The sequence below is a fragment of the Methylobacterium sp. CB376 genome (assembly GCF_029714205.1).
GTDB lineage: Bacteria > Pseudomonadota > Alphaproteobacteria > Rhizobiales > Beijerinckiaceae > Methylobacterium.
The window spans coordinates 3,355,285-3,379,237 of record NZ_CP121648.1 but is presented as its reverse complement, the minus strand read 5'-3'; the positions used below and the strand labels follow the sequence as shown (position 1 = coordinate 3,379,237).

23 protein-coding genes and 1 tRNA gene are annotated in these 23,953 nt (G+C 72.0%); 15 read left to right on the top strand and 9 right to left on the bottom strand.

Features of this window, described 5'->3' with window-relative positions; genetic code table 11:
- Nucleotides 1-42: 42 nt before the first annotated feature.
- The gene (locus tag QA634_RS15370; protein ID WP_012332840.1) at nt 43-300 is read right to left on the bottom strand and encodes a hypothetical protein; all 258 of its coding nucleotides are present in this window, start codon (nt 298-300) and stop codon (nt 43-45) included.
- Nucleotides 301-876: 576 nt separating this feature from the next.
- On the opposite strand from QA634_RS15370, the gene QA634_RS15365 reads away from it, so the two are divergent.
- The 4 genes from QA634_RS15365 to fliP all read left to right on the top strand — a co-directional run bounded on the left by QA634_RS15365 (nt 877) and on the right by fliP (nt 4,850).
- Entirely contained in the window at nt 877-1,734 is an 858-nt protein-coding gene (locus tag QA634_RS15365; RefSeq protein ID WP_012332839.1) for a glycosyltransferase family 2 protein, read from the top strand.
- Complete coding sequence (locus tag QA634_RS15360; protein WP_012332838.1) at nt 1,731-3,449, top strand: ABC transporter ATP-binding protein; 1,719 nt, start codon at nt 1,731-1,733, stop codon at nt 3,447-3,449. Before QA634_RS15365 ends, QA634_RS15360 begins: the two co-directional genes overlap by 4 nt.
- A 121-nt stretch (nt 3,450-3,570) precedes the next feature.
- Nucleotides 3,571-4,062 carry a flagellar basal body-associated FliL family protein gene (locus QA634_RS15355; RefSeq protein WP_012332837.1) on the top strand — a complete coding sequence of 164 codons (492 nt, stop codon included), beginning with the start codon at nt 3,571-3,573 and terminating at the stop codon, nt 4,060-4,062.
- A gap of 17 nt (nt 4,063-4,079) precedes the next feature.
- Nucleotides 4,080-4,850 (top strand): flagellar type III secretion system pore protein FliP, encoded by a 771-nt coding sequence (gene fliP / locus QA634_RS15350; RefSeq protein ID WP_026190598.1) that lies wholly within the window; start codon nt 4,080-4,082, stop codon nt 4,848-4,850.
- A gap of 81 nt (nt 4,851-4,931) precedes the next feature.
- Here fliP and QA634_RS15345 read toward each other — a convergent pair whose 3' ends face one another.
- The 4 genes from QA634_RS15345 to QA634_RS15330 form a co-directional block, all read right to left on the bottom strand.
- Entirely contained in the window at nt 4,932-5,960 is a 1,029-nt protein-coding gene (locus QA634_RS15345) for a cyclase family protein (protein WP_012332835.1), read from the bottom strand.
- The gene (locus QA634_RS15340; protein WP_012332834.1) at nt 5,957-7,177 is read right to left on the bottom strand and encodes an ABC transporter substrate-binding protein; all 1,221 of its coding nucleotides are present in this window, start codon (nt 7,175-7,177) and stop codon (nt 5,957-5,959) included. The genes QA634_RS15345 and QA634_RS15340 overlap by 4 nt, the downstream gene beginning before the upstream one ends.
- Nucleotides 7,178-7,432: 255 nt before the next feature.
- A complete protein-coding gene (locus QA634_RS15335; RefSeq protein WP_012332833.1) occupies nt 7,433-9,478 on the bottom strand; it encodes a transglycosylase domain-containing protein in 2,046 nt (681 codons plus the stop codon).
- Nucleotides 9,479-9,502: 24 nt separating this feature from the next.
- The gene (locus QA634_RS15330) at nt 9,503-9,736 is read right to left on the bottom strand and encodes a hypothetical protein (protein ID WP_150108665.1); all 234 of its coding nucleotides are present in this window, start codon (nt 9,734-9,736) and stop codon (nt 9,503-9,505) included.
- On the opposite strand from QA634_RS15330, the gene QA634_RS15325 reads away from it, so the two are divergent.
- Together QA634_RS15325 and QA634_RS15320 are read left to right on the top strand one after the other, a co-directional pair.
- Nucleotides 9,720-10,964, top strand: a complete 1,245-nt coding sequence (locus QA634_RS15325; protein WP_265576619.1) for a hypothetical protein — start codon at nt 9,720-9,722, stop codon at nt 10,962-10,964. The genes QA634_RS15330 and QA634_RS15325 overlap by 17 nt on opposite strands.
- Nucleotides 10,965-11,443: 479 nt before the next feature.
- The gene (locus QA634_RS15320; RefSeq protein WP_012332831.1) at nt 11,444-13,078 is read left to right on the top strand and encodes an ABC1 kinase family protein; all 1,635 of its coding nucleotides are present in this window, start codon (nt 11,444-11,446) and stop codon (nt 13,076-13,078) included.
- 134 nt (nt 13,079-13,212) lie between these two features.
- Here the strand turns inward: QA634_RS15320 and QA634_RS15315 are convergent, their stop codons facing one another.
- Entirely contained in the window at nt 13,213-13,407 is a 195-nt protein-coding gene (locus QA634_RS15315) for a hypothetical protein (protein WP_012332830.1), read from the bottom strand.
- 491 nt (nt 13,408-13,898) lie between these two features.
- Here QA634_RS15315 and QA634_RS15310 point away from each other — a divergent pair, with 491 nt between their 5' ends.
- From QA634_RS15310 to QA634_RS15300, 3 genes are all read left to right on the top strand, one after another.
- Nucleotides 13,899-14,396: a cupin domain-containing protein gene (locus QA634_RS15310; RefSeq protein WP_012332829.1), complete on the top strand. Its 498-nt coding sequence runs from the start codon at nt 13,899-13,901 to the stop codon at nt 14,394-14,396.
- A 198-nt stretch (nt 14,397-14,594) separates the two neighbouring features.
- A complete protein-coding gene (locus QA634_RS15305; RefSeq protein ID WP_150108664.1) occupies nt 14,595-14,903 on the top strand; it encodes a hypothetical protein in 309 nt (102 codons plus the stop codon).
- Between the two features lie 134 nt (nt 14,904-15,037).
- Nucleotides 15,038-15,127: transfer RNA gene (locus QA634_RS15300), tRNA-Ser, on the top strand.
- Between the two features lie 378 nt (nt 15,128-15,505).
- Here the strand turns inward: QA634_RS15300 and QA634_RS15295 are convergent.
- The 3 genes from QA634_RS15295 to QA634_RS15290 all read right to left on the bottom strand — a co-directional run bounded on the left by QA634_RS15295 (nt 15,506) and on the right by QA634_RS15290 (nt 17,281).
- The gene (locus tag QA634_RS15295) at nt 15,506-15,838 is read right to left on the bottom strand and encodes a hypothetical protein (protein WP_265576618.1); all 333 of its coding nucleotides are present in this window, start codon (nt 15,836-15,838) and stop codon (nt 15,506-15,508) included.
- Between the two features lie 45 nt (nt 15,839-15,883).
- Nucleotides 15,884-16,105, bottom strand: a complete 222-nt coding sequence (locus tag QA634_RS35875; RefSeq protein WP_415926916.1) for a sulfotransferase family 2 domain-containing protein — start codon at nt 16,103-16,105, stop codon at nt 15,884-15,886.
- A 450-nt stretch (nt 16,106-16,555) separates the two neighbouring features.
- Nucleotides 16,556-17,281, bottom strand: coding sequence for a sulfotransferase family 2 domain-containing protein (locus tag QA634_RS15290; RefSeq protein WP_012332826.1), 726 nt, complete (start codon nt 17,279-17,281; stop codon nt 16,556-16,558).
- Between the two features lie 495 nt (nt 17,282-17,776).
- Here QA634_RS15290 and QA634_RS15285 point away from each other — a divergent pair, with 495 nt between their 5' ends.
- The 6 genes from QA634_RS15285 (at nt 17,777) to QA634_RS15260 (ending at nt 23,880) form a co-directional block, all read left to right on the top strand.
- On the top strand, nt 17,777-19,003 hold the full coding sequence (locus QA634_RS15285; protein ID WP_012332825.1) for an MFS transporter: 1,227 nt from the start codon (nt 17,777-17,779) through the stop codon (nt 19,001-19,003).
- Nucleotides 19,004-19,019: 16 nt separating this feature from the next.
- Nucleotides 19,020-19,886 carry a dihydroorotate dehydrogenase electron transfer subunit gene (locus QA634_RS15280; protein ID WP_012332824.1) on the top strand — a complete coding sequence of 289 codons (867 nt, stop codon included), beginning with the start codon at nt 19,020-19,022 and terminating at the stop codon, nt 19,884-19,886.
- The gene (locus tag QA634_RS15275) at nt 19,883-20,845 is read left to right on the top strand and encodes a dihydroorotate dehydrogenase (RefSeq protein ID WP_012332823.1); all 963 of its coding nucleotides are present in this window, start codon (nt 19,883-19,885) and stop codon (nt 20,843-20,845) included. Before QA634_RS15280 ends, QA634_RS15275 begins: the two co-directional genes overlap by 4 nt.
- Nucleotides 20,842-22,131, top strand: a complete 1,290-nt coding sequence (locus tag QA634_RS15270; RefSeq protein WP_012332822.1) for a Zn-dependent hydrolase — start codon at nt 20,842-20,844, stop codon at nt 22,129-22,131. The genes QA634_RS15275 and QA634_RS15270 overlap by 4 nt, the downstream gene beginning before the upstream one ends.
- Before the next feature lie 372 nt (nt 22,132-22,503).
- Nucleotides 22,504-22,815, top strand: a complete 312-nt coding sequence (locus QA634_RS15265) for a hypothetical protein (RefSeq protein ID WP_012332821.1) — start codon at nt 22,504-22,506, stop codon at nt 22,813-22,815.
- Between the two features lie 177 nt (nt 22,816-22,992).
- Entirely contained in the window at nt 22,993-23,880 is an 888-nt protein-coding gene (locus QA634_RS15260; protein WP_012332820.1) for a helix-turn-helix domain-containing protein, read from the top strand.
- The last annotated feature ends 73 nt before the right edge of the window (nt 23,881-23,953 follow it).

The window sequence follows — 23,953 nt, the reverse complement described above, 5'->3', positions numbered from 1 at the left end:
CGCGCCGCGCGGCCTTCGTTGGGGCAGGGCGCGCGGCCGGCCTCAGCGGCGGCCGAGCAGCTCGCCCATCCGGGCGGCCCGTCCCTGCTCGATGTGCCAGCGCGCATCCGCAACCTGAAGGCGCAATCTGTGGCGACGCCAGCGATGGTAGAGGGACAGGACCGGGATGTTCCTCGCGACGCCGCGCTCGTGCCGATCGAGGCGCCGCAGCAGGCCGGGCAGGCAGGCGCTCGCGGCCTCGCCGGTGGCGATGTCGCCGGCCCGGACCTGGCGCAGCAGCTCGGCGCGATAATCCTCCACCGGGTGGCCCCTCTCGGGTGTGGCGGGTCCTCCGCGGCCCCGACATCTGCCGCGTCCCGCCGCCGCGTCAAGGGCCAGGGGTCAAGGACCAGGGGCCAGGGGCCCTCGCGAAAAGTGCCCTGCCGGCGGGGCCGGCAGGGCAGTCGCTTTGGGGGCCTCGGACGCGTCCCTCCCGCCCGCAGATGCGCTCCCGCATTGACGGACGGACAGGCCGGGTGGCCGACGGGCCGCGGACCGACCTTGTCAGTATGGCCGATTCACGCTGCCGACGCCTTCACAAATGGCAAGTTCAGACCCAATCCTCGGACCTGCGCACCCGATCGGCCGGCGCCCACATTGTCACGAACGACAGTACGGGCCGCGTGCGGGACTTGCCCGGCGCTGGCGCGGTGGGGCGGCGCACGGGGCCCGCCCTGCGTCAGCGCGGGCGTCGGGCGGTCGGGCCGGTGCCGACCGGGACGGGCGTTCCGCGGCGCGGCGGGACCGGATCGGGCCCGCGGATCGGCCCGGGCGAGGACCGCCGACCAAGTTCCGCCACACTCGCACCGCTCAAGCGGGCGCCCGGAGCCGAGACGATTGACCAGAGCCGACGACGAACCCATCCCGCTGACGGTCCTGATGCGGGCCTTCAACGAGGCCGACCGCATCGAGGCGGCGATCCGCTCCGCCCTGCCGCTGCGGGCCGAGATCCTCGTGATCGACTCGGGCTCGACCGACGCGACCGCGACGATCGCCCGCTCCCTCGGGGCGCGGGTCGTCACCAACCCCTGGGCGGGTTTCGGGCCGCAGCGGCGGTTCGGGGAGGGGGAGTGCCGCCACGACCACGTCTTCAGCATGGATGCGGACGAGGTGCTGACGCCCGCCCTGGTGCGCGAGATCCGGGCGCTGTTCCGGCCCGGCCCTCCGCCCGCGCTCGCCAAGGTGCGCAAGGCCATGGCCCTGCCGCACCGCGACCGGCCGCCTCCCTTCGCGTTCTGCACCGAGCAGATCTACCTCTACGACCGCCGCGTCGCGCGCACCATCGACAACCCCAACTGGGATCACCTGGAGATCCGCACCGACGAGGCGCCGCGGCGACTTCGTGCGGTGGCATGGCACTTCACCTACCGCGACTGGAACCACGCCGTCGCCAAGGCGAATTACGTGGCGGAGCTGGCCGCGCGCACCTCGGCGCCGCGCTCGCGCCTCTCCCTGACCCTCCGCCTCCTCGTCGAATTTCCCTCGACCTTCCTGCGCTTCTACATCCTGCGCCGGCTCTTCCTCGCCGGGGCCGACGGCTTCGCGATGGCGACGATCCTCGCCTTCGGGCGCTTCCTGCGCATCGCCAAGATGCGTGAGGCCAAGATGCGCGAGGCCAAGATGCGCGAGCGCGCCCCGTCGCGGGCGGCCGATCCGGCCGGAGGCGCGACTGACGCGCAGGGCGCGGCGCGATGACCCGGCGCGCGATGGTCCTGCGGGTCTGGCACGGCTGGCTCTCGCGCCAGAAGGGGCCGCTCGCCTGGCTCGCCCTCGCCATCGCGGTGGTCGGCGCCTCGACCGGCATCTACCCGGTGGTCGTGCGCTTCGCCTTCGAGGCCTACGGGGCGAACGACCGCACCTCGCTCTCCTACGTGCCGGCGGCGATCCTGCTCGCCACCGCCTTCCGGGGCACCGCGCTTCTGGCGCAGCTCGTCCTGACGAACCGCATCGTCACGCGGGTCGAGGCCGACATGCTCTCGGACCTGTTCGCCCGGCTGGTCCGCGCCGATGTCGGGCGCACCGCGCGGGAGAGCCCCGCGGCCCTCGCCCAGCGCTTCACCGCCGATTTCGCGCCCGTCACCGAGGCGCTGACGCGGCTCTCGACGGTGCTCCTGCGCGACCTCGCCATGCTGATCGCGCTCGGGGCCGCGCTCCTGTGGATGGACCCGCTCCTGACCCTGGTGTCGGTGGTGATGGTCCCGCTCGTCGCCCGGCCGGTGAGCCAGATCGGCCAGAAGCTGCGCCGCTACGCCCGCGCCATCCACGAGACCGTGGGGACGACGGCGGGGCTGATCGGCGAGAGCCTGCTCGGCTCGCGGGTCGCCAAGGTCTACGGGCTGGAGGATCTCCTCTCGGCCCGGGCCCGCGAGGGATTCGAGCAGGTGCGGCGCCTGAAGATGAAGGCCGCCAACGCCCGCGGGCGCCTCGATCCGCTGCTCGAGATCGGCGGCGGGCTCGGCGTCGCCGCCGTGATGGTGCTGATCGGCGACCGCGTGATGTCGGGGGAGCGCTCGATCGGCGACTTCACCGGCTTCGTCACCGCACTGCTCCTCGCCTCGCAGCCCGCCCGGACGCTCGGCGGCCTCAACGCCACGCTGCAGCAGGCGGCGGGCGCCCTGCAGCGCTACTTCGAGGCCTTCGACGAGGAGCCGGCGATCCGGGACGATCCCGGGGCGCCCGCGCTCCGCGTCGGCCCGGGGGAGATCCGCTTCGAGGGGGTCGTCTTCGCCCACCGGGAGGGGGCGCCGGTCCTGCGCGGGATCGACCTCGTGTGCCGGCCCGGCACGGTGACGGCCATCGTCGGGCGCTCGGGCGCCGGCAAGTCGACGCTCCTCGACCTGATCCCGCGGCTGCAGGACGTCACCGCCGGCCGCGTGCTCATCGACGGCCAGGACCTGCGCGCCGTGACGCTGCGCTCCCTGCGCGACGCGATCGCCATGGTGACGCAGGACGTGATGCTGTTCGACGACACGATCGAGGCGAACATCGCCTTCGGCCGCCCGGGCGCGACGGCCGAGGAGGTGCGGGAGGCGGCCCGCGCGGCGGCGGCGGATTTCGTCGAGGCGCTGCCGGAGGGGCTCGCCTTCCGGGTCGGGCCGGGCGGCGCGCGGCTCTCGGGCGGGGAGCGCCAGCGCGTCACGCTGGCGCGGGCCTTCCTGAAGGACGCGCCGATCCTCCTCCTCGACGAGGCGACGAGCGCCCTCGATCCCGCCTCCGAGGCCCGGGTGCAGGAGGCGGTGCGCCGCCTGATGGCGGGCCGCACCACGATCATCGTCGCCCACCGCCCGTCGACCTACATGGCGGCCGACCAGGTCGCCGTGATGGAGGCGGGCCGCATCGTCCGCTTCGGGCCGCCCGCCGCCGTGATGGGCGAGGATCAGGCGGCGCTCCCGGCCGCGGCGGCCGGCTGACGGCCCCGGGCCCTCGTCGAAGGTCCCCGGGCCGGCCCCGGCACCTGCCTCGCGCAAGCTCCGGGCGGCAAGAGAGCGGCGTCGGAGGCCCGTCCCGGGCTCCCGGACCCGGACACGCCCGATGGCCGATTCGCCCGATTCCACGACCGCGCCGAAGAAGGGCAAGGGCTGGCTCCTCGCCCTCGCCGTGCTGACGCTCGGCGCGGGCGGAACCGGCGGCGGCCTCGGCTACTACCTGCTCACCACCGTCGAGAAGGCGGTCGACAAGAAGAAGACCGAGGAGCAGGCCCGGGCCGAGAAGGTCCTGACCTACACGGGCGACCTCAGCACCCGCAGCGTCGGTCCCCTGGTCACCAACCTCGTCGATTCCGGCGAGATGTGGGTGCGCCTGGAGGGCTCGATCATCTACAGGACCGGCGCGGTGGCCAATCCCGACGTGGCCGTGGCGGAGATCCGCCAGGACATCCTGGCCTATCTGCGGACCGTGTCGCTGGCGCAGCTCCAGGGGGCGAGCGGCCTCATGCACCTGCGCGAGGACCTCAACGAACGCGTGATGCTGCGGACCAAGGGGGCCGTGCGCGAGCTCGTGGTCGAGACCCTGATCATCCAGTGATGCGGCGGATCCTCCCGATGACGCGTGCCCTCCCGGCCCTCGCCTGTCTCGCCCTCGCGGGGATCCTGGCGCTCCTCGCCGCGGGACCCGCCGCCGCCCAGGCCGCCTCCGGCCTCCCGTCCCTGGACGCGCTGCTGCCGCCCGGCAACGGCGCGGCGAGCGGGCGCATCATCCAGATGGTCGCGCTCCTCACGGTCCTGTCCGTGGCGCCGGGCCTGCTCGTGATGGTGACGAGCTTCACGCGCTTCGTGGTCGCCCTGTCCTTCCTGCGCTCCGGGCTCGGGCTTCAGAGCACGCCCGCCAACCTGTTCATGGTCAGCCTGTCGCTGTTCATGACCTTCTACGTGATGGCGCCGACCTTCGACCGGGCGTGGCAGGAGGGCGTGCGGCCCCTCACCGAGAACCGCATCAGCGAGGAGGACGCCTTCGGCAAGGTCGTCGACCCGTTCCGCGAGTTCATGCAGTCCCACGTGCGCGAGAAGGACCTCCAGACCTTCGCGGACCTCGCCAGCCGCAACTTCCCCAAGGCCGAGGCCGGCGAGAAGGTCGACCTGCGCATCCTGATCCCGGCCTTCATGATCTCGGAGCTGCGCCGCGGCTTCGAGATCGGCTTCCTGATCGCGCTGCCCTTCCTCGTCATCGACATGATCGTGGCCACGGTGGTGATGTCGATGGGCATGATGATGCTGCCGCCGACCGTGATCTCGCTGCCCTTCAAGGTGCTGTTCTTCGTCCTGATCGACGGCTGGAACCTGCTGGTGAGCGGGCTGGTGCGCTCCTACTTCTGATGCGACATCCGCCGGATGGGGTCGCCATGCGGATGTCGGCTTCGCTCAAGCCCGCGCCGGGCCGGGTCGACACTCCCGCTCCTACACGGTGGCGATCGGCGTGGTCGGCGAGCCGACGGCCCCGGGCATCCGCAGGGGCGGCGCGGTGAGCAGGAAGCGCGAGCGCCCGTTGGCCCGCAGCCAGGTCGCCAGCGGGGTGAGGTGCCACAATTCGCCGAGATTGACGCCGAGCCGGAACAGGCAGTGCTCGTGGAGGGGCAGCGTGGCGCAGCAGCCCCGCATCGGGCCGGCCGGATAGATCTCGACCGCGTAATTGTCGGCGATCAGCGCGCAGAGGCCCGACTCGGTGATCCAGGCGAGGAGGTCGGGATCGCGCCCGTCGAGCCCGGCCCCGAGCCGGTGCACCTCCGCCGGATCGGGCGCCCGGTTCATCCCCAGCAGCCGCTCGGCGAAGCCCGTGTGCAGGCAGACCATGTCGCCGGGCTCGACCGCGACGCGGTCCGCCTCCAGGATCCGCCGCAGGGTGGCGTAGCCCACCGCCTGGCGGGCGTCGCCCAGATGGGCGCGCAGGTCGATCATCACGCCGCGGCCCTGCATGCCCCGCTCGGCGAGCCGCTCGATGCCGAGCGCCCGGGCGCGCGAGGGGGCCCCCGCTTCCTCGGCCCGGCTCGGCCCGGCGATGTCCCGGTCCGCCCGGAAGCCGTTGTAGTAGACGGGCTCCGGCACGCCGTCGCCGTCCGCGTCGAAGAGCGAGCCGACGTGGCAGAGGCCGTCCCACTGCGTCGAGTATTGCAGGTGCAGCACCGCGAGGTCGTCGCTGATCACGTCGGTGGCGTCGGGCACCTCCTCGCAGACCGGGAAGTTGAAGTTCGGGCGGCCGCTCGCCCGCACGGTCGGGGTGATCTTCGGCGGGTGGCGGCGCGGGTTCAGCACGTTGCCGCCCGGGTAGTCGAGGGGCAGGCTCAGGCAGAAGGTCAGGCCCTCGCGCACCTCGGCCACCCCCTGGCGCACCTTCTCGGGCGTCAGCAGGTTGAGGCGGCCGAGTTCGTCGTCGGGCCCGAACTCGCCCCAGGTCGAGCCCTCCGGGCGGCGGCGCCAGCGCGGGGTCACTTCTTCACCAGCGGGCAGCGGGAGGCCGAGAGCGGCTGGAAGGCCTGATCGCCCGGGATGGTCGCCACGCGCCGGTAGAGGTCCCACTCGCCGGTCGATTCCCCGGGCCGCTTCACCTCGAACAGGTACATGTCGTGCACCATGCGCCCGTCCTCGCGGATGCGCCCGCCATGGGCGTAGAAATCGTCCACCGGCGTCTCGCGCATCGCCCGCATCACCGCGTCGGTCTCGTCGGTGCCGGCCTTGGCGACGGCCTTCAGGTAGTGCGTCACCGTCGAGTAGACCCCCGCCTGGGACATGTTCGGCATCCGGCCGGTCCGGGCGAAGTAGCGTTTCGAGAAGGCGCGCGTGCCCTCGTCGAGGTCCCAGTAGAAGCCCTCGGTCAGCAGCATGCCCTGGGTCGGGGCGAGGCCGAGGCTGTGCACGTCGTTGATGTAGACGAGGAGCCCGGCGAGCTTCTGGCCGCCCTGGGTCAGGCCGAACTCGGCGGCCTGCTTGATGGCGTTGGTGGTGTCGCGGCCCGCATTGGCGAGCCCGACCACCTTGGCGCCGGAGGCCTGCGCCTGGAGCAGGAACGAGGAGAAATCCGGGGTGTTGAGGGGGGCCCGCACGCTCCCCGCCACGGTGCCGCCCTGGGCCCGGACGACCGCCCCCGCGTCCCGCTCCAGGTCGTGCCCGAAGGCGTAGTCGGCCGTGATGAAGAACCAGGAATCGCCCCCCGCCTTCACGGTGGCCTGGGCCGTCACGTTGGCGAGCGCGTAGGTGTCGTAGGCCCAGTGGATCGAGACGGGCGAGCAGGCCTCGTTGGTGAGCCGCACGGCCCCCGGCCCGCTGAAGGCGATGATCCTGTGCTTGGCCTTGGCGATGTCCGCCGCCGCGAGCGCCGTCGCGGAGGCGGCGACGTCGAGGATCGCGTCGACCTTCTCGGTGTCGAACCACGCCCGGGCGGTCGCGGCGGCGATGTCGGCCTTGTTCTGGTGGTCCGCCACCAGGACCTCGATCGGCGCGCCCAGCACCTTGCCGCCGAAATCCTCCACCGCCATGCGCGCCGCCGCGGCGCTGCCCGGCCCGGTGACGTCCGCGTAGACGCTCGACATGTCGAGCAGGAACCCGATCCGGACGACCCCGTCCGAGATGCCCGGCGGGGCGGCCTGCTGGGCGCAGGCCGCGCCGTGCCACGCGGCCACGCACGCGGCGGCTAGGAGCGTTTTCCTCACGCGGGTGATCCCTGTCCGGGCCTTCTGGCGAGCCCGGGCGCATGCTTCGGCCCCGCGCGCGACTTGTCAATGTTGCGGAACGGCGTTTCGCACGGGAAGGCGCGCCGGGCGCGTCCTCGCCCGGTTCATACGACATCCGACGGATTGCTTCGCCATGCGGATGTCGGCTTCGCTCAGGCGCCGCGCTCAGGCGCCGCGCTCAGGCGCCGCGCGGGCTCGTGATCCGGGAGCCGCTTCGATCAGGCCGATCCCGGATCACTCCTGCCAGATGCCGGCCTTGCGCGCCCTGGCGTTCGCCTCCGCGGCGAGCAGCTCCGGCGTGGCCCCGGGCGCGGCCCGCCCCGCCCCGTTGAACAGCACGACCTCGGACAGGTCCTGCGATCCCGCCCGGCAGCGATAGACCTCCGCCTCGCCCGCCGGCTCGCACGAGACGTCGCGCTGGCGCAGGTACTGGCGGAACTCGCGGGCCGCGCGGCCGCCCTGGCCCTCGACCCCGAACAGCCGCACCGGCTGGCCCTCGACCTTGAGGCGGCCGGTATCGACCACCCGCGCGGTGCCGCGCAGCGGCGGGGGATTGCGCGGCTCCTCGGGGGGCTGCCAGGTGCGGCGGGCGGCGGCCCCCCGCGGCGGCGGCTCGCTCCGGTCCCGGAGCTTCGCGGCGAGGTCCTGGAAGATCTCGGACGGGCCCGCGCTCGCGGCGCCCTCGTCCTCCGACGCCACCCAGACGCCCAGGGTGACGTCGCCGGCCGGCCCGACCGCGAGGCCGTCCCGGGCGGCGGGTGCCGCCGCGACGCCCTCGGGCAAGCGGGCGAGGCCGGACAGCAGCGCGAAGGCCCGCGCCCGCACGGTCGCGGGGTCGAGCGTGGCCGCCTGGGGCCGGTCGTAGACCGGGCGCCCGTCGCGGGTCACCCGGCGCAGGCTCGCCTCCGCGGCGGCGCGCCCGGCCGGATCGGCCGCGAGCGGGCTGCCGCCGCTCACCGCCGCGAGGATTGCCCCGTCGGGGCCGAGGACCACCAGCCCGGCCCGGTCGCCCCGGTTCCTGGCCGCCACGTCGAGGCGCTTGTTCACGGCTGCCTCGGCGGCGGATTGGAGCGACCGGTCGAGGGAGATGCGCAGCGAGGCGTTCCGCACCTCGTCGCCGAGGCGGTCGCGGGCCGCCAGCACGGCGAGGTCGACGACCCCGCTGCGGGTGACCGCCGTCGCGGTGGGCGACTTGATCGCCGCGAGCGCGCGGCCCGCCTCCTCCGCCTCCAGGCGCGTGATGGCGCCCGTCATCACCATGGCGTCGAGGACGCCCCGGGCCCTGGCACGGGAGGCCTCCACGTCGCGGTCCGGCCGGAGGTCGGCGGGGGGCAGGGTGAGCCCGGCCAGGAGGGCGGCCTCCGCGGTGGTGAGGTCGCGCGGGGCCTTGCCGAGCAGCCGCTCGCTCGCGGCGTCGAGCCCGATCAGGTCGGGGCCGAAGGCGGCACCGCTCAGGAAGCGCGCCACGATCTCGTCGGGGCTGGCCCGCGCCTGCAGCCAGAGCACCAGCATCGCTTCCTGCAGCTTGCGCACGAGGCCGCGCTCGCCGCCGAGGAGCTGGGTGCGCACGAGGCGCTGGGTGAGCCGCGCGCTGCCCTCGCGCGGGCCGGGGCTGATCGTGTCCCGGAAGGCGCCGCGGATCACCGCCGCGACGCCGGCGGCGTCGAGCCGGTGGGGGTCCATGAACCACGGATCCTGGGCGGCGATGATCGCGCGCCGCATCGCCGGCGCGATGGCCGAGGCGGGCAGGGGCCTGCCCCGCAGGCTGCCCCGCGTGGCGAGCACTTCGCCGTCCTCGGCCCTGACGGTGACCGGCGCGCTGGCCGGGCCCGGCCCGTCGAGGCGCGGCAGGGTCGCGGCGCTCACGGCGAGGAGCGCGGCGCAGCCCACGAGGAGGAGCAGGCCGAGGGTGAGGGCGAGCCGGCTCCAGCGCAGGGCGGCGAGGCGCTCGGCCGCGGCTCCGGCGCCGGAGCGGGCGCGCCGCGCCAGGGGATGGGCGGCGAGGCGGGCGCCGGCGCGGCCCGCCGCGAGGCGCAGGGGCGCGACCCTGGCGGCGAGGGCCGGCTGCCAGCGCGCGGCGACCGCCTGTCCGACGCGGACGGCCTCTCCGGCGATCCGGGCGGACCATCCGGGAGGCGGCGCCTGCGGCGGGGGAGGGGCGGGAGCCGGGGAGGACCCGAGATCCAGCCAATCACGCTCGGGCGCTGTCGAGGTCTCCGCCAGCATGTCGTCGATGCGTCCCTCGCGGCGGGTGGCCGGGCTCAGGGTGGCCGGGCTCACGGCCACGGTCCCCGAAAACGCCAATCACCCGGCAAGGTTCCCGCCGGCGCGCCCGCGCGCCGCACGGTTCGGCCCCCGGCGGAGCCCCGGCGCGGCGCTTCCGATCTGTCTTGTCCTGCCACTCACCAGAACAGGAATGACGATCACCTTGGCAATAGCGGCGAGGTATGCCGGCGGAATGGAACGATAGTCATGAGACGACGTTTTGAGGCAGATTTTTCTGCACTCTCGGAGGAGCATCATGACGAAATCGTCCATGGGCCGCGTGACCGTCGGCCTCGCCGCCCTGCTGATCAGCACCTCGGTCTTCGCCCAGACCGGCGCCGGGTCGCCGGGCGGGTCCGCGGGCGGGCAGGGCGCCGCGATGTCGGGCAGCGGCTCCGGCGGCCGGTCCTCCGGCGATGCCTCGTCCGGCGGGGCGACGCGCGCCGGCGGGCAGGGCGCCCGCAGCGAGAACGGCAGCCAGGGCAACATGGGCCAGGGCAACATGGGCCAGGGCAACATGGGCCAGGCCGGCACGGGCCAAGGCAAGATGAGCCAAGGCAACACGGGCCAAGGCAACACGGGCCAGCGCGGCGCCCGGCAGGAGATGGGTGCCCGCGACGACAAGGGCGAGGGCCGCGGCCGGCACGAGGCCGGGATGGACGGGCGCGACCGCGACGGCCGCCAGGCCCGCGAGGAGATGCGGGGCGGCCGCGACAGCGTCCGGCACGAGCGCGGCGTGCATGCCGAGCGGACCCGCGAGGAGCACGGCAGCGTGCGCACCAGCAGCCGCGAGGAGCACGGCGGCGGGCGTCGCACGGTGACGGTGGCGGGCCAGCGCGTCGTCTACGGCTCGCCCGAGTACCGCCGCCTGGTGGTGATCGAGCAGCGCCAGAAGCGCGGCGTGCGCCATGCCGGGTCGGAATTCGTGGTGATCCAGGGCCGCCGCGTGCGGGTCGGCTCGCCCGAGTACCGCCGCCTCGTCGTCCGCGAGCATAGCGGGCCGCGCTACGTCGTGGTGCACGGCCGGCGGGTGGTCTACGGCTCGCCGGAATATCGCCGGCTCGTGGTCACCGAGCGGTCGAGCACGACCGGCAGCGTCGGGATCCGCGGCGAGCGGCACGACCGGGTCGACGTGCGCTCGAGCGAGCGGAGTTCGGTGCGCGGCGGGCGCGACGAGATCCGCACCGGCGAGCGCCGCGAGGAGCGCGGCACGAGCGAGCGCGGGCGCAGCGAGCAGCGCGCCGGTCAGGAGCGCGGGCAGGGCGGCGGCGACCGCATGAGCCAGGACCGCTCCGGTCAGGACCGGATGGGCCGCGGCGGCCAGGACCAGGCCCAGGGCCTGCGCGACCGCTCCGGCGGCCAGGGCCGCGGCGGCGCGCCCGAGACCACCGGCAGCACGATGCGCGGCGGCCAGGGCGGTGGCCAGGGCGGCGCGGCGGGCGCCTCGGGCGGCGCCGGGAAGGCGGGCGGCGCCGGCGCCTCGGGCGCGGGCCGCATGTGACGTCACTTCTCACGTCACTTCGGCAACCGGACCGACGGTCACGTCCGTGACCGTTGGTCCGGGGCCTCGCGAGAGCGAGGGGCGGGAGGCCTTCCGCCCCTTCTCGGCCCCGCGGTCGGGTGACCGCGGGGCTTTTCTTTGCCGTCTCCGCCGCCGGCCCGGCGGCCCGCCGGCGGCCGTGGCGGATCCGCCACGTTGTGCCGGCCCGGCGCATGCGCTACCGCGAGCGTCGTCGTCGCGCCGGACGGAATGAATGTCGCCGTGGCCTGTCCCGTGCCGCTCCCGTACCCGCGGCCCTGCCGCGGAGCCCGGCCCGTCCGCCGCCCGCCAAAGTCCCGCCAAGTTGAGGGCCTACCCGAACGACCCGGGCATGACTCGATCCGGCGCCGGGCGGCGCGCCTGTTTCGTCAAGGAGCGCAGCGCGGCAGCCCCACACTGTGCTTTACCTCCCATGGCAGCCGGGCTGAGCTGATGCATCCATGCTGAAAACCGCTTTCGTTGCGGCGCGCGACCGGCAGCGCCTTCAGGAGATCGCCGGGATCCTGATCGGGTTCGGCGTGAACCAGGTCGTGGACCGCCTCGGCCTGCGGGCGATCCCGCGCCTCGCCTGGCGCAGCACGCCGGCGGTCGACCTCACGCGCCTGTCGCAGCCCGAGCGGATGCGCCGCGCCATCGAGGCGCTGGGCCCGACCTTCATCAAGCTCGGCCAAGTGCTGGCGAGCCGGGCCGACCTCCTCGCCCCGCAATGGACGGAGGAACTCGGCAAGCTCCACGACCGGGTGGCGCCGGTGCCCTGGGAGGTGATCCGCCCGCAACTCGAGGCCGACCTCGGCGCTCCCCCGAGCGAGATCTTCTCCGAGTTCGACACCAATCCGCTCGCCTCCGCCTCCATCGCCCAGGTCTACCGGGCGCGGCTGGAGAGCGGCGAGGAGGTGATCGTCAAGGTGCGCCGCCCCGGCGTGCAGAAGATCATCGAGGCCGACCTGCGGCTGCTCTCGCACGCCTCGCGCATCGTCGAGAGCGAGTGGCCGGAGATGACGCGCTACCGGCCGCACGAGCAGATGCGCCACATCGCGCAGGGCCTGCGCGAGGAACTCGACCTGCTGAACGAGGCCCGCAACTGCGAATTGCTCGCCGGGCTGTTCGCGGACCGGGACGACATTGTCTTCCCGAAAATCTACTGGGAATGGACCTCCGAGCGGGTGCTCGTGCAGGAGTTCATCCACGGCATTCCCCCGACCGACATCAAGCGGCTGGACGAGGAGGGCTACGACCGGGTGGTGCTGGCGCAGCGCGGCACCGACGCCTTCCTGCAGATGTCGCTGATCGAGGGCGTCTTCCACGCCGACCCGCATCCCGGCAACCTGCTCTGCCTGACCGGCAACCGCATCGCCTTCGTGGATTTCGGCATCATCGGGCGGCTGTCGCAGCGCCGCCGGGCCCAGCTCCTGATCCTGATCGGGGCGATGCTGAAGGAGGACGCGGACGGGCTGATGGCGGTGCTGCTCGACTGGACCGGCGGCAGCGCGCCCGACCTGACCCGCCTGGAGGCCGCCTCGCAGGCCTTCGTGATGCGCCACAACGGGGCGACCCTGAATCTCGGGGTGGTGCTCACGGATTTCATGACCATGGCGCGCGAGAACGACCTCGCCATGCCGACCGACCTGGCGATCCTGTTCAAGGGCCTCGTCACGGCCGACGGGGTGATGCGCCAGCTCGACCCGCAATTCGACCTCTTCGCGGCGGCCGGCCCGACCGTGAAGCGCACGATGCGCACGCGCTTCTCGCTCAAGGAGGTCAAGAGCAAGTTCGAGGGGCTCGCCGCCGGCCTCTACGGGGCCGCCTCCGAGCTGCCGACCCTCGTCCACCTGATGCTGGTGCGCCTGAAGCAGGGCCGCGTCACGGTGGAGATCGAGCTCAAGGGCATGGACAAGCTCACCCGGGGGATCGAGCGGGCGGCGGCCCGGGTGGCGGTGGGGCTGGTGGTGGCGGCCTTCGCCACGCAGCTCGCCCCGAAGCTCATGGAGCACGGCACCCCGGCCTTCGCGACGATCGGCATCCTGGTCCTGACGATCGGCATCGGCTGGATCCTGCTCCTCGCGCGCAACCGCTGATCCCGGCGGTCACGGACGTGACCGCCGGTTCCGTTCTCGACGCGTCGCCGAGCCCTCGGCTCGGTGTCGACGCGTCGAGACGGCCCGATGCGTCGGCATCCCGGGCGTCGGGACGAGGGGCCGCCCGCGCGCGGTCAGTGGCGGGAGGGCTTGCCCCGACGCGCCCTCAGCTCGCTCGCGGCGCGCGTGGCGTGGCGCGGGCTGCGGAAGATCCGGCCCTCGAGGCGGACGAAATCCGGATGGGCGGCGAAGAAGCGGAATCCCTCGGCCTCGGGCACGACGATGCCGGCGGAGGTCTCGCCGACCTCCACGATGCGGGCTGACGACATGGTGACACGACTCCTCTCGCCGGCGCGCGCCGGCGGGGCGGGCGCTGCGGCGCGCGGTGACGGGGGTGACGCGGGCGAGGCTCAGCCGCGACAGCCGTCGAGGAGGGTGCGGGCCGGGCCCCGCACGGCGTGGCGGAGGCGGTCGCGTCGCATCGGGATCGGCCGCATCGCCGCAGGTCTCCGGGAAGGCCGGGGCGGCCCCGGCGCGCTGGCACGGCGGGGCGCCCCCTCCGTCCTCCGCGAAGATCCCAGGCGGGCTCCGCCCTGTCAACCGGAATGTTCTTTCTATAGAACAAGTCGAGGGAGCAGAAGCCTCCGCGCCGAGGCGGTTCCGCGAGAAGATCCCTGCTTCTGAGCGGTCGCGCACCGGTATTCGCCGGGACCTGGCGGCCTAGACGTTCGGTAAAGCGAACGATGGACGGCGGCTTTGCGCTGGCGCCGCGGCGCGGCTTGGCGCAGGATGACGGGGCGACCGGAGAGGAGCCGACGACATGGCGGACGAGCCCCACGACCCCGATCACGGCGAGGCGTCGCCGCGCTGGAAGCACGACGGCGTCCGGGTGATCACCGGCGACCGGCTCGACCCGAACACCGCCCAGACGCCGGGGATGTTCCGGCAGGCCGCGATCAACCACGCGCGGGTCGGCGCGCAGAAGATCTGGGCCGGCACCGTGGCGATCCAGCCGGACGCCAAGACCGGGGTGCACCATCACGGCGCGCTGGAGAGCGTGATCTACGTCGTGCGCGGGCGCGCTCGCATGCGCTGGGGCGACCGCCTGGAATACACCGCCGAGGCGGGGCCGGGTGACTTCATCTACGTGCCGCCCTACGTGCCCCATCAGGAGATCAACGCCTCGCCGGACGAGCCGCTCGAATGCGTGCTGGTGCGCTCGGACAACGAGGCGGTGGTGGTCAATCTGCCCGACGTGGCGCCGGCGGAGCCGCCCGAGACGGTCTACTGGGTCGATCCGATCCATCGGCACCCGTGACCGACGCAGGGTCGCGGGCGGCGGGCCTGCGTCCTTTCTGCCGATCAACTTGCCTTCGTGGCGGTTCCGGCGCTCGCTCGGTGCCGGTTTAAGTGATTGTTAATCGTACGCTCACAGGCTTGCCGCATCCCCGCTCACAGGTGCGCCATGCCGCTGCCGAACGCCCGACCCCAGTCGACCGACGAGGCGGAATGTCCCGTGCCTCTGCCGGTTCTCGGCCAGATCTACCGGGGCGACAGCGAGACGGTGGACGCGATCGTGGCGGACATCCCGCCCCGCACCCGGGCCCGGCTGGCCGCGTACCTGTACGGGAAGAGCCACACCCACGAGATCGGGCTGCGCATCGCGGCGACCTGCGAGGAGGCGGACCTGATCCAGGCGGCGGGGCTCGCCGGCTCGGTGCTGCACGCGCAGTCGCGCAGCCGCAGCCTGCGCGCCGCCGAGCCGCGCCTCCCGGCGGCCCGGCGGGTGAGCCTCGCCGGTTCGGGGCGGGGCTCCGCGGGCTGACTCGCGTTTTCTCGCGGCATCGCGCGATCGGCGCTTGTGACCGGTCGCGATGCCGTGTTAAAGGCGCCCGCCTGCGACGCGAAAGCGACGCTGGCGCGACGCGAAACCCGGCCCGAGCGGCCAGGCGCGGCGCCGGAGAGGTGGCAGAGCGGTTGAATGCACCGCACTCGAAATGCGGCATGGGCGCAAGTCCATCGGGGGTTCGAATCCCTCCCTCTCCGCCAATTTCGCTAATTTGTCCGGTATTGAGAACGGATTAGCGCCGCGGTTTGTCCCTTTTGCCGTGGTTCCCGCCGCCGTGCGCCACGCGTCGCCGCCGATGCCGCAAAGGGAGACACCGGCTTCCCGGCATCAGAGGCTTATGAGTACGTCACAGTGCCGATCCGCGACGGGCGCTGCCCGCCAGGACCGCGCGGCGAAGCGGCCCTTGTCGGGAAGGGCCGGGCCCCTCAGCGTCGAATCGCGGTCGATTCCGGCGGGCGGCTCCCGATCACATCCGCCGACGTCCTCGCCTCGTCCGGCGCGCAGGCGCTGATCCGCGCCGCGAGCGGCGCAACCCTCATGCGCCGGCAGGCTCACCGCTCGGATCGCGCAACAGGCTCTCAGCGCCGCATGTCGGAGGCGCGGCCTGCGTCGCGTTCGCCACGACGGTCCTGCCGTTCCCCCTCGGCCCAAGGGGCGATGGCAGGGCCGCTGCCGGCATGCTCCGGATCGTGCGATCGAGCCGAATCCAGCGTCGGGATGCTGTAACCCAGGAATTCGTAATCTTGCCGAAACATATCAACGATCATGCTGAAGTCGGATGGTTTCAAGGCGGGTTTTCTCACGCCGTCAGTGTGGTTCTCACGGGGCAGGGTCTCGATGGGAATTCCGATATCGGCGGCGAGAGGCGAGGGATCGGATGACAGATCCTCCAGCCGGTAGATCTTGTCCACGATAGTATCTCCGGACGCGGAACGAATGAAATCTACCTGCGGCATTCATTGGACATGTTTCCTTTTTTGAATGGCTTCCAAACAAGCCTCGAATCCGTAACGATCCTTCAGGCCGATGAACTCCCGAAGATCCGAGCGTACCGACATGTATTTGAACTGTGATACGATGCGATCCGTCGGGTTACGGACGACAGCGAACTTCAAGCATTCATCGAATAAACTGTCGCCTATGTGCCTCTTTACGAGACTCGCTGTGAGGTGCTGCAGGCCGTCTGTCTGATACCGATTAGAAAATGGTCCGATGAAGCCGTTCCAGAGTGTGTCTTCGCTCCTTTCATACTCATTTGTCCAGATGATATTTTAGATCGACGTGCCACCGCATTTCGGAATGTGAATGAATATCAGTTTTCGCTGCTTGCAGATCACGATCGAATTCCCGGACCGACGGCGAGGCACCTGCGTCAGAGGATGTCATCTCGGAGCGATAGCAGACATTCCGCCGACCTCTACGGTAATATGGTACCGTAACCGGTCCGCCGCCGATCCATCGTCGGGCCGGACTCGCCCCGCGACCCCGGGACCGGAGAAGCCGACGCCGCCCCGAAGGCGTCGCCGCGTGACGGGCGCCGCCGTCGCCGCTCACGCTCGGCTGACGATGTCCGTCCGGCCGCGCCCGCCGCCCCTCGCGCCTGGCTGTCGTGCTGGTGACGATGCGGTCTACGACGGACCGGCGGCCACGTCGTCGGACGACGCCCTGGTGCCCGCATTCCTGCCGTCGCGCTCTTCGCGGAACGCCCTGCACCATTCATAGATTTGATAGTCGTTGGAATGCCAAATCTTCAGATTGTGCTCGGCGGCCGGCGTCAGATCGCGCGGCAGAGCAGCGGGATTGCGGCGGGCCGCAACATCGTCCTGCGGCGGATGAATATCATCGTCGATCCGAAGCAGAACTTTCAACTTGGCAACATCGCAATCGAAGGTGTCCTGGCTGCCGATGAGCAGGATGCGATCGCGCGCGGCGTCGAGAGCCTCGACCGAACCGAGATAATGGGTGAGGTCACGCCGCGCATGCGCGATGCTGCGCATCGCGTGTGCGGCATCGTCGCGTCTCCCAGGATCGTCGGCCCCGAGCGCTTCGCCGAGCGCACTCGCATCGGAGAACCGGGTGAATGCCAGTTCCTCGTCGGGCGACCATGGGACGTTGTAGCGCGGCTGACCTCTCCGAAGGCGGCTGTTGAACCCGCTCACGAAGCGCCTGACCGGCTCGCGGACGAAGAAGACGATCCCGCTCTCGGGGTGATCGCGGCGCAGGTGCGCCAGCGTCACGCGATGCGGGAAGACCTCGATCGCGGCGGAGGGATGGCGCGCCTTGTGCGCATCGACGACGGCCCGCAGGGCAGTGCCGCCGGTCCTTCCGATGTGCAGGATGGAGATCTGTCGCATGGTCGTGTCCCGGGGCGTGGTGCGGCTCGTGGGGATCTCCGCCAGGGTGGCCGGCCGGACCGGTTTCGTCGGGCTGCCGAGACGGGCAGGCCGGCCAGGCGACCTTCGCCGATCGGGGCGGTGCTTTCCAGGTCATGGTGGCGGGCGCGACGATCGCCCGGTCGGTCGACCCTCCGGCCCTGCGCGCGGCTCCGGAGGGAGACGTCCTTTCCGCGTGTCTCAATAATGAGATTTTTCTTGCGAATGAGATCGCGCGTGACACAACGGACTGGCGCTGCCCCAAGGGCACCTCGGTGGCGTGCGGCATGCATCTCGCGACGTGAAGGTCACGGCACGCGCCCCAGGCCGGGCGCGCGAGGAACAGTGCTTCCTGCGTAGCAAGGACCGTTCGCAGATGGGTCAGCGCGGTCTGACCGCGTCGAGCGCGGCGCGCCCATGCGGACGATCGTGGTGGCGGATCCCCGGAGGAGCAAGGTGGCAGATCTCGTTTCAACCATGGATGGGCCTGCGGACCACGCAGCGGCGGGCGGCGTCGGCAGCGCCGCCCGAAAGGCGCTGTGGGGGTCGGCCATCGGCTACGCGATGGACGGGTTCGATCTCATGATCCTCGGTTTCGCCCTCAAGGCGATATCCGCCGACCTGGGTCTGAGCGCGGCGCAGGGCGCCTCGCTGGTGACCGCGACGCTGATCGGCGCCGTGATCGGCGGCGTCGGCTTCGGCATGCTGTCGGACCGGCTCGGCCGCGTCCGCGTCCTGACCTGGACCATCGTGCTGTTCGCCGTCTTCACCGGCCTCTGCGCCCTGGCGCGGGGCTACTGGGACCTCCTGATCTATCGCACGGTCGCGGGGATCGGGCTCGGCGGCGAGTTCGGCATCGGCATGGCCCTCGTCGCCGAGGCGTGGCCCGCCTCCAAGCGGGCCCGGGCGTCGTCCTATGTCGGCCTGGGGTGGCAGTTCGGCGTGCTCGCGGCGGCTCTCGCCACGCCCCTCCTGCTGCCGGTGATCGGCTGGCGCGGGATGTTCGCCCTCGGCGTCCTCCCGGCGGTCGTCGCCTATGTCATCCGCCACTCGCTGCACGAGCCGGACGTCTTCGTGGCGGGCACGCAGAACAGGCCGAAGGAATCGGCGCTTCGCCTGCTGATCAAGGATGTCGAGACCGCGAAGCTCAGCCTCGGCATGGTCATCCTCTGCTCGGTTCAGAACTTCGGCTATTACGGCGTGATGATCTGGCTGCCGAATTACTTGTCGACCCGGTTCGGCTTCGCGCTGACCCAGTCGGCCGCCTGGACCGCGGTGACCATCGCCGGAATGGCGGTCGGGATCCTCTGCTTCGGCCACCTCGCCGACCGCATCGGCCGCCGCCCCGCCTTCTTCATCTACATGCTCGGCGCGGCCGTCATGGTGGTCCTGTACGCGCGCCTGACGGATCCCGTCCAGCTCCTCGTGGCGGGGGCGGTCATGGGCCTCTTCGTCAACGGCATGCTCGGCGGCTACGGCGCGCTGATCAGCGAGCTCTACCCGACCCCGGCCCGCGCCACGGCGCAGAACGTCCTGTTCAACATCGGCCGCGCCGTCGGCGGGTTCGGGCCGGTCGTCGTCGGCGGTCTCGCCGCCACCTCCAGCTTCGCATTCGCCATCGGGCTGCTGGCGGCCCTCTACCTCCTCGACATCGTTGCCCTGTGGCTGCTCATCCCCGAGCGGCGCGGCGCCGAACTCGTGTAACCGGGCGGAGACGCTCATGTCGGACCTCCTCGCCCAGGCGCCCGCGACCGGCGCGCCGGCCCGCCCCGCCTCCCGCGCGACCTGGAAAGCCAGCATCGTCGCCGAACTCGCCGAGGTCGTCGTCAACCGGACCGTCAACGCCGAGTACCGCCACCTCGTGGTCCGGTGCGGCGCCGAGGCCGCCGGCGCGGCGCCCGGCCAGTTCTTCCAGCTTCTGTGCCCGCACCCGCCCGGCGAGCAGCCGTTCCTGCGCCGCCCGATGAGCCTCTACGGCGCCGACCCGATCCGGCGCCAGGTCGAGTTCCTCTACAAGGTGGCCGGGGCCGGCACGCGGGGGCTCGACACGCTCAGGCCCGGGGACCGCCTCGACATCCTGGGGCCCCTCGGCGTCGGATTCACCCTCGACCCGGGCTGGCGCTCCATCGTGGCGGTCGGGCGCGGCGCGGGGTTGGCGACGCTCGCGCCCCTGGCTCAGGCGGCCGAGCGGCGCGGCACCCAGGTCACGGCGCTGTTCAGCGCCCGCAGGCCCGAACTGCTCGTCTCCGTCGACCTCTTCCGCGAGCACGGCGCCGACGTGATCGCCGTCACGGACTCGGACTCGACCAGCGGCCCGGCGCAGGTCGAGCGCATCCTGCGCCGCCTGATCCGGGAGGGGCGGTGCGACGCCTTCTTCACCTGCGGCTCGACCCGGTTGATGCGCGTGCAGCAGCGCCTGGCGAAGGAGTTCGGCATCCCGGGTCAGGTCGCGCTGGAGCAGCAGATGGCCTGCGGCGTCGGCCTCTGCCATTGCTGCGTTCGCGACTTCGAGGTCAACGGCGAGATCATCAGCCGGCGGGTGTGCTGGGACGGTCCGGTATTCGACCTGACGGAGGCGCTCCCGTGACCCGGCCCGCCCGCACCGACCTGTCGGTCCGCATCGGACGCCTCACGCTCCGCAACCCCGTCATGCCCGCGTCCGGCACCTTCGCCGAGGGGCTCGATCGGGTGATCGACGTCAACCGCCTCGGCGCTGTCGTCACGAAGACGATCACCCGCGAGTTGCGGACCGGGAACCCGCTGCCGCGCGTGGTGGAGCGGCCGGGCGGCCTGATCAACGCGATCGGCATCCCGTCGAAGGGCGTGACCCACTTCGTCGAGAAGACGATGCCGCACGACGCAGCCTACGACGCGCCGCTGATCGTCAGCATCTCGGCGCCGACCCCCGAGGGCTTCGCGCGCCTCGCCGCCGAGCTGACGATCCCGGGCGTCGCGGGCATCGAGGCCAACATCTCCTGCCCCAACATCGAGGAGGACGGCAGGGCATTCGCCATGCGGGCGGACTCGACGGCCGCCGTCACGCGGCAGCTGCGCGCGGCCACCGACCTGCCGCTCTGGGTCAAGCTCACGCCGAACACGGCCGAGATGCCGGAGGTCGCCCGCGCGGCGCAGGAGGCGGGTGCCGACGCGGTGGTCGTCGCCAACACGATCCCGTCGATGGCGATCGACCTCAGGACCTTCAAGCCGTGCCTCGGCAACATCATGGGCGGCCTGTCGGGCCCGGCCGTCAAGCCGATCGTGCTGCGGCACGTCTACCTCTGCGCCAAGGCGGTGACGATCCCGGTGATCGGTTGCGGCGGGATCGGCACGGCCGAGGACGCAGCCGAGTACATGCTGGCGGGGGCCGCCGCGGTTCAGGTCGGAACCGCGACCTTCCTGCAGCCGGCCGCGATGACCACGATCATCGACGGGCTCGAAGCCTTCTGCGCGCAGCGGGGGATTCCCCGCGTCGCCGACCTGATCGGCGGGGTGCTGACCGGGGAGGCCGACGAGCCCGACCTCGCCTGGATGAGTGCGGCGCCGTGACGGCCCTCGACGGGGCGGAACGGGCCGCGCTCGCCCGGCGGGACCGGGCCCTGGCCGAGGAGGTGTTCGGGGCCCTGCGGGTCAGGACGGGCGACGGGATCGGCATCACCCGCGCCAGCTACGGGGAGGGCGAGACCGCCGCCCTCGACGTCGTCGAGGCCCGGGCGCGGGCTCTCGGGCTGACGACGGAGCGGGACGCGGGCGCCAACCTCGTGGTCACGCTGGAGGGGCGCGACCCCGACCTGCCCTTCCTCGCCTGCGGGTCGCACCTCGACTCGGTGCCGCAGGGCGGCAATTTCGACGGCGCGGCGGGCGTCGTCGCCGGGCTCGCCGTCCTCGCGGGCTTCGCGCGGGACGGCGTCCGCCCGCGTCGAACCCTGAAGCTCTACGGCCTGCGCGGCGAGGAGAGCGCGCGATTCGGCAGGGCCTATATGGGGTCGAGCGCCCTGTTCGGGCTCCTCTGCGCGGACGACCTCGCGGCGCGCGAGACCGAGACCGGCCGCACCCTGGCCGAGTGCATGCGCGACGTCGGCGTCGACGTCGCGCGCGTCGCGCGGCGCGAATGCCTGCTCGACCCGGGCGCCGTCGCGGCCTGGATCGAGCTTCACATCGAGCAGGGCCCGGTGCTGGCGGCGCGGGACCTGCCGGTCGGGATCGTCACCGGCATCCGCGGCAACCTGCGCCACCGCGTCGTCGAGTGCGTCGGCGAGGCCGGGCATTCCGGCGCGGTGCCGCGCTGGCTGCGCCGCGACGCGGTGTTCGCCGCCGCCGAACTGGTGACGCACCTGGATCGTCACTGGCGCACCCTGCTGGAGCGGGGCCTCGACGCCGTGGTGACGTCGGGGATGTTCTGCACCGACCCGCGGGAGCACGCGATCGCGCGCATTCCCGGTGCCGTGCACTTCAGCTTCGAGGTTCGCAGCGAGAGCCGGGAGACCCTCGAAGCCTTCTACGACCTGTTCCGGGCCGAGTGCCGCCTCGTCGCCGAGGCGCGCAGGGTCGAGTTCCGGTTCGACCGGCGGCTCGAAGCCGCCCCGGCGGTCATGGACCCGACCTGGGTCGGGCGCCTGCGCGCCGCGGCCCGGCGCCTCGGCCTGCCCGACGAGACCATCCCGAGCGGGGCCGGACACGATGCGGCGGTCTTCGCCAATGCGGGCGTCCCCACCGCGATGATCTTCGTCCGCAACCGCCACGGCTCGCACAACCCCGCCGAGGCGATGGACCTCGACGACTTCGCGGCGGGCGTCGCCGTGATGCGGGCTGCCCTGGAGGAGGCCGCCCGATGAACCGGGATCCGCGCCGCGGTCGCGCGCGGGGCCGCCCGCGGCGGCGATCGCCCTGCGCCGGCCCGACGACCGGCCCGCGCCGCCGCGCGACGGGGCCACGCCGTCGAGAGGCTGCGCCGGAGCCTTCCTCGGCGCGACCGCCCCGCGCACCGAGCCGCGGGTGTTCGCCGAGGGGCCGAGGCTCCACGCGCTGGCCTCGGGGGACGTCCTGGGCGCCGATCAGGTCGCGCCCCCCTCGGCGGATGGGCGGCGGGCGGTCGCGGCCTTCCTCACCGACAGAGTCGCGTGGTCGACCCACCACGATGACCGAGCGCGGGCCGCGCCCTGACGGAATACCGGATCCCCGCGAAGCGAGTGAGAGGAGTGTACACCATGCAGGACCTTTCGAATTGGCTGAACGCCCAGCAAGGCGGCGTGAATACGTACATTGAATTCCGGGAACGCGCCAAAATCATCAGGAAACATGATCACGATCACGCCGCCCTGATGCGGCTCTTGTCGGATCTCGTCAGCAAGTTCATTTGGGCTTATGCGGAAGAGCCGCTGTCTCCCGAAGTCGGCACGGTCGCGCTCGACAGGCTGAAGGACCTCATGACCAGGGCGGTGCAACTGGGGAACGCCAGCGCCGAGCAGCAGATCAGGCTCCTCAATGAGATCGCGCAAACGGACTTGGCCGACGCGTAGACGATCGGGACACCGGCGGAGACGCGGCGAACGCATCGATCGGCGGCAGCCTCGGCCGGGCCGCGCCGATCGAGAGGATTGCGCGCCTCCTCCGGACGAGGCCCCGACCGGCACTTCTCACGATCCGCGCACTGGCCTATCTGTCTCAAGAATGAGACGCGGCGACGGGACAGAGGCATGGCGATCCGCCCGGATGAGATCGGCAACCGGCTGCGCGCGTACCGGATCGGGCAGGGCCTGAGCGCGGAGCAGGTCGCGGAGCGCCTCGGCGTCTCGCGGGCGGCGGTCTACCGGATCGAGGGCGGCGAGGTCGTCAAGGTCGAGACGCTCGAGCGCCTCGCCGCCCTCCTGAGCACCACTTTGGCCTCGCTGCTGGGCGCGGGCGTCGAGTACTACGCCAGCTCGATCAGCTATTTCGAGCGCATGCGTCAATTAGAAGAACAATGCGATCAAGTTGTTGCTCATTTTCCGCCCATGTCATATCTGCTGACGTCAGAAAACTACTCGGCGTTCCTGAGAAAGACTTTGATCGAGGCATTGCCCTCGTATGAGGCCGAATCGTGCAGGGCCTGCTCCGAAATCGAGCAGATCGTGTCGATCCTCGATGAGCGCAAGGCCTTGCGCGACCGCCGCCGGCTCAGCGTCATCAACTTCGTGGCGTTGCCGGAAATCGAGCGGTGGTTGAAGATCGGCGTGGTCGGCCGGTTCGACTTGCCCGCTTCCGAGGTGGTGAGGCGTCGACGGGTCGCGCGGGCCGAAGTCGAGCACCTCCTCGGCATCATCGAGCGTGAGCCGATGGGTATCCAGATCGGCATCATCAACGAGATCCTGCCGAACATGGCCTTTCAACTCTTCAGGGTGTCTGACAGGACGCTGGTCGGGCTCAGCCCATTTCGCCTGGGAGGCGACCTTCCCAACATCAAGACTGGCGTCGCCATGGTAACGGAAGATAAACAACCGGTTCAACTTTACGAGAATATCGCGAACGAGATCTGGAGTCGGGCCGCAAAGGGCGCGACGGCGGCGTCGCTCCTGAGGGCCGCGCTGGAGAGGTCGGCGATCTGACGAGGATCGATGGTGGAAGCCCCCACGGCGCCCGGTTCCGCATCGCGGCGAGCCGCTCGGTGCCGTGCAAGCA

Bases quoted from the DNA above. Each gene is read 5' to 3' on its own strand.
- QA634_RS15360 (WP_012332838.1), top strand. From the start codon at position 1,731: ATGACCCGGCGCGCGATGGTCCTGCGGGTCTGGCACGGCTGGCTCTCG.
- QA634_RS15355 (WP_012332837.1), top strand. From the start codon at position 3,571: ATGGCCGATTCGCCCGATTCCACGACCGCGCCGAAGAAGGGCAAGGGC.
- fliP (WP_026190598.1), top strand. From the start codon at position 4,080: ATGACGCGTGCCCTCCCGGCCCTCGCCTGTCTCGCCCTCGCGGGGATC.
- QA634_RS15325 (WP_265576619.1), top strand. From the start codon at position 9,720: ATGACGAAATCGTCCATGGGCCGCGTGACCGTCGGCCTCGCCGCCCTG.
- QA634_RS15330 (WP_150108665.1), bottom strand. From the start codon at position 9,736: ATGGACGATTTCGTCATGATGCTCCTCCGAGAGTGCAGAAAAATCTGC.
- QA634_RS15320 (WP_012332831.1), top strand. From the start codon at position 11,444: ATGCTGAAAACCGCTTTCGTTGCGGCGCGCGACCGGCAGCGCCTTCAG.
- QA634_RS15315 (WP_012332830.1), bottom strand. From the start codon at position 13,407: ATGTCGTCAGCCCGCATCGTGGAGGTCGGCGAGACCTCCGCCGGCATC.
- QA634_RS15310 (WP_012332829.1), top strand. From the start codon at position 13,899: ATGGCGGACGAGCCCCACGACCCCGATCACGGCGAGGCGTCGCCGCGC.
- QA634_RS15290 (WP_012332826.1), bottom strand. From the start codon at position 17,281: ATGCGACAGATCTCCATCCTGCACATCGGAAGGACCGGCGGCACTGCC.
- QA634_RS15285 (WP_012332825.1), top strand. From the start codon at position 17,777: ATGGATGGGCCTGCGGACCACGCAGCGGCGGGCGGCGTCGGCAGCGCC.
- QA634_RS15280 (WP_012332824.1), top strand. From the start codon at position 19,020: ATGTCGGACCTCCTCGCCCAGGCGCCCGCGACCGGCGCGCCGGCCCGC.
- QA634_RS15265 (WP_012332821.1), top strand. From the start codon at position 22,504: ATGCAGGACCTTTCGAATTGGCTGAACGCCCAGCAAGGCGGCGTGAAT.
- QA634_RS15260 (WP_012332820.1), top strand. From the start codon at position 22,993: ATGGCGATCCGCCCGGATGAGATCGGCAACCGGCTGCGCGCGTACCGG.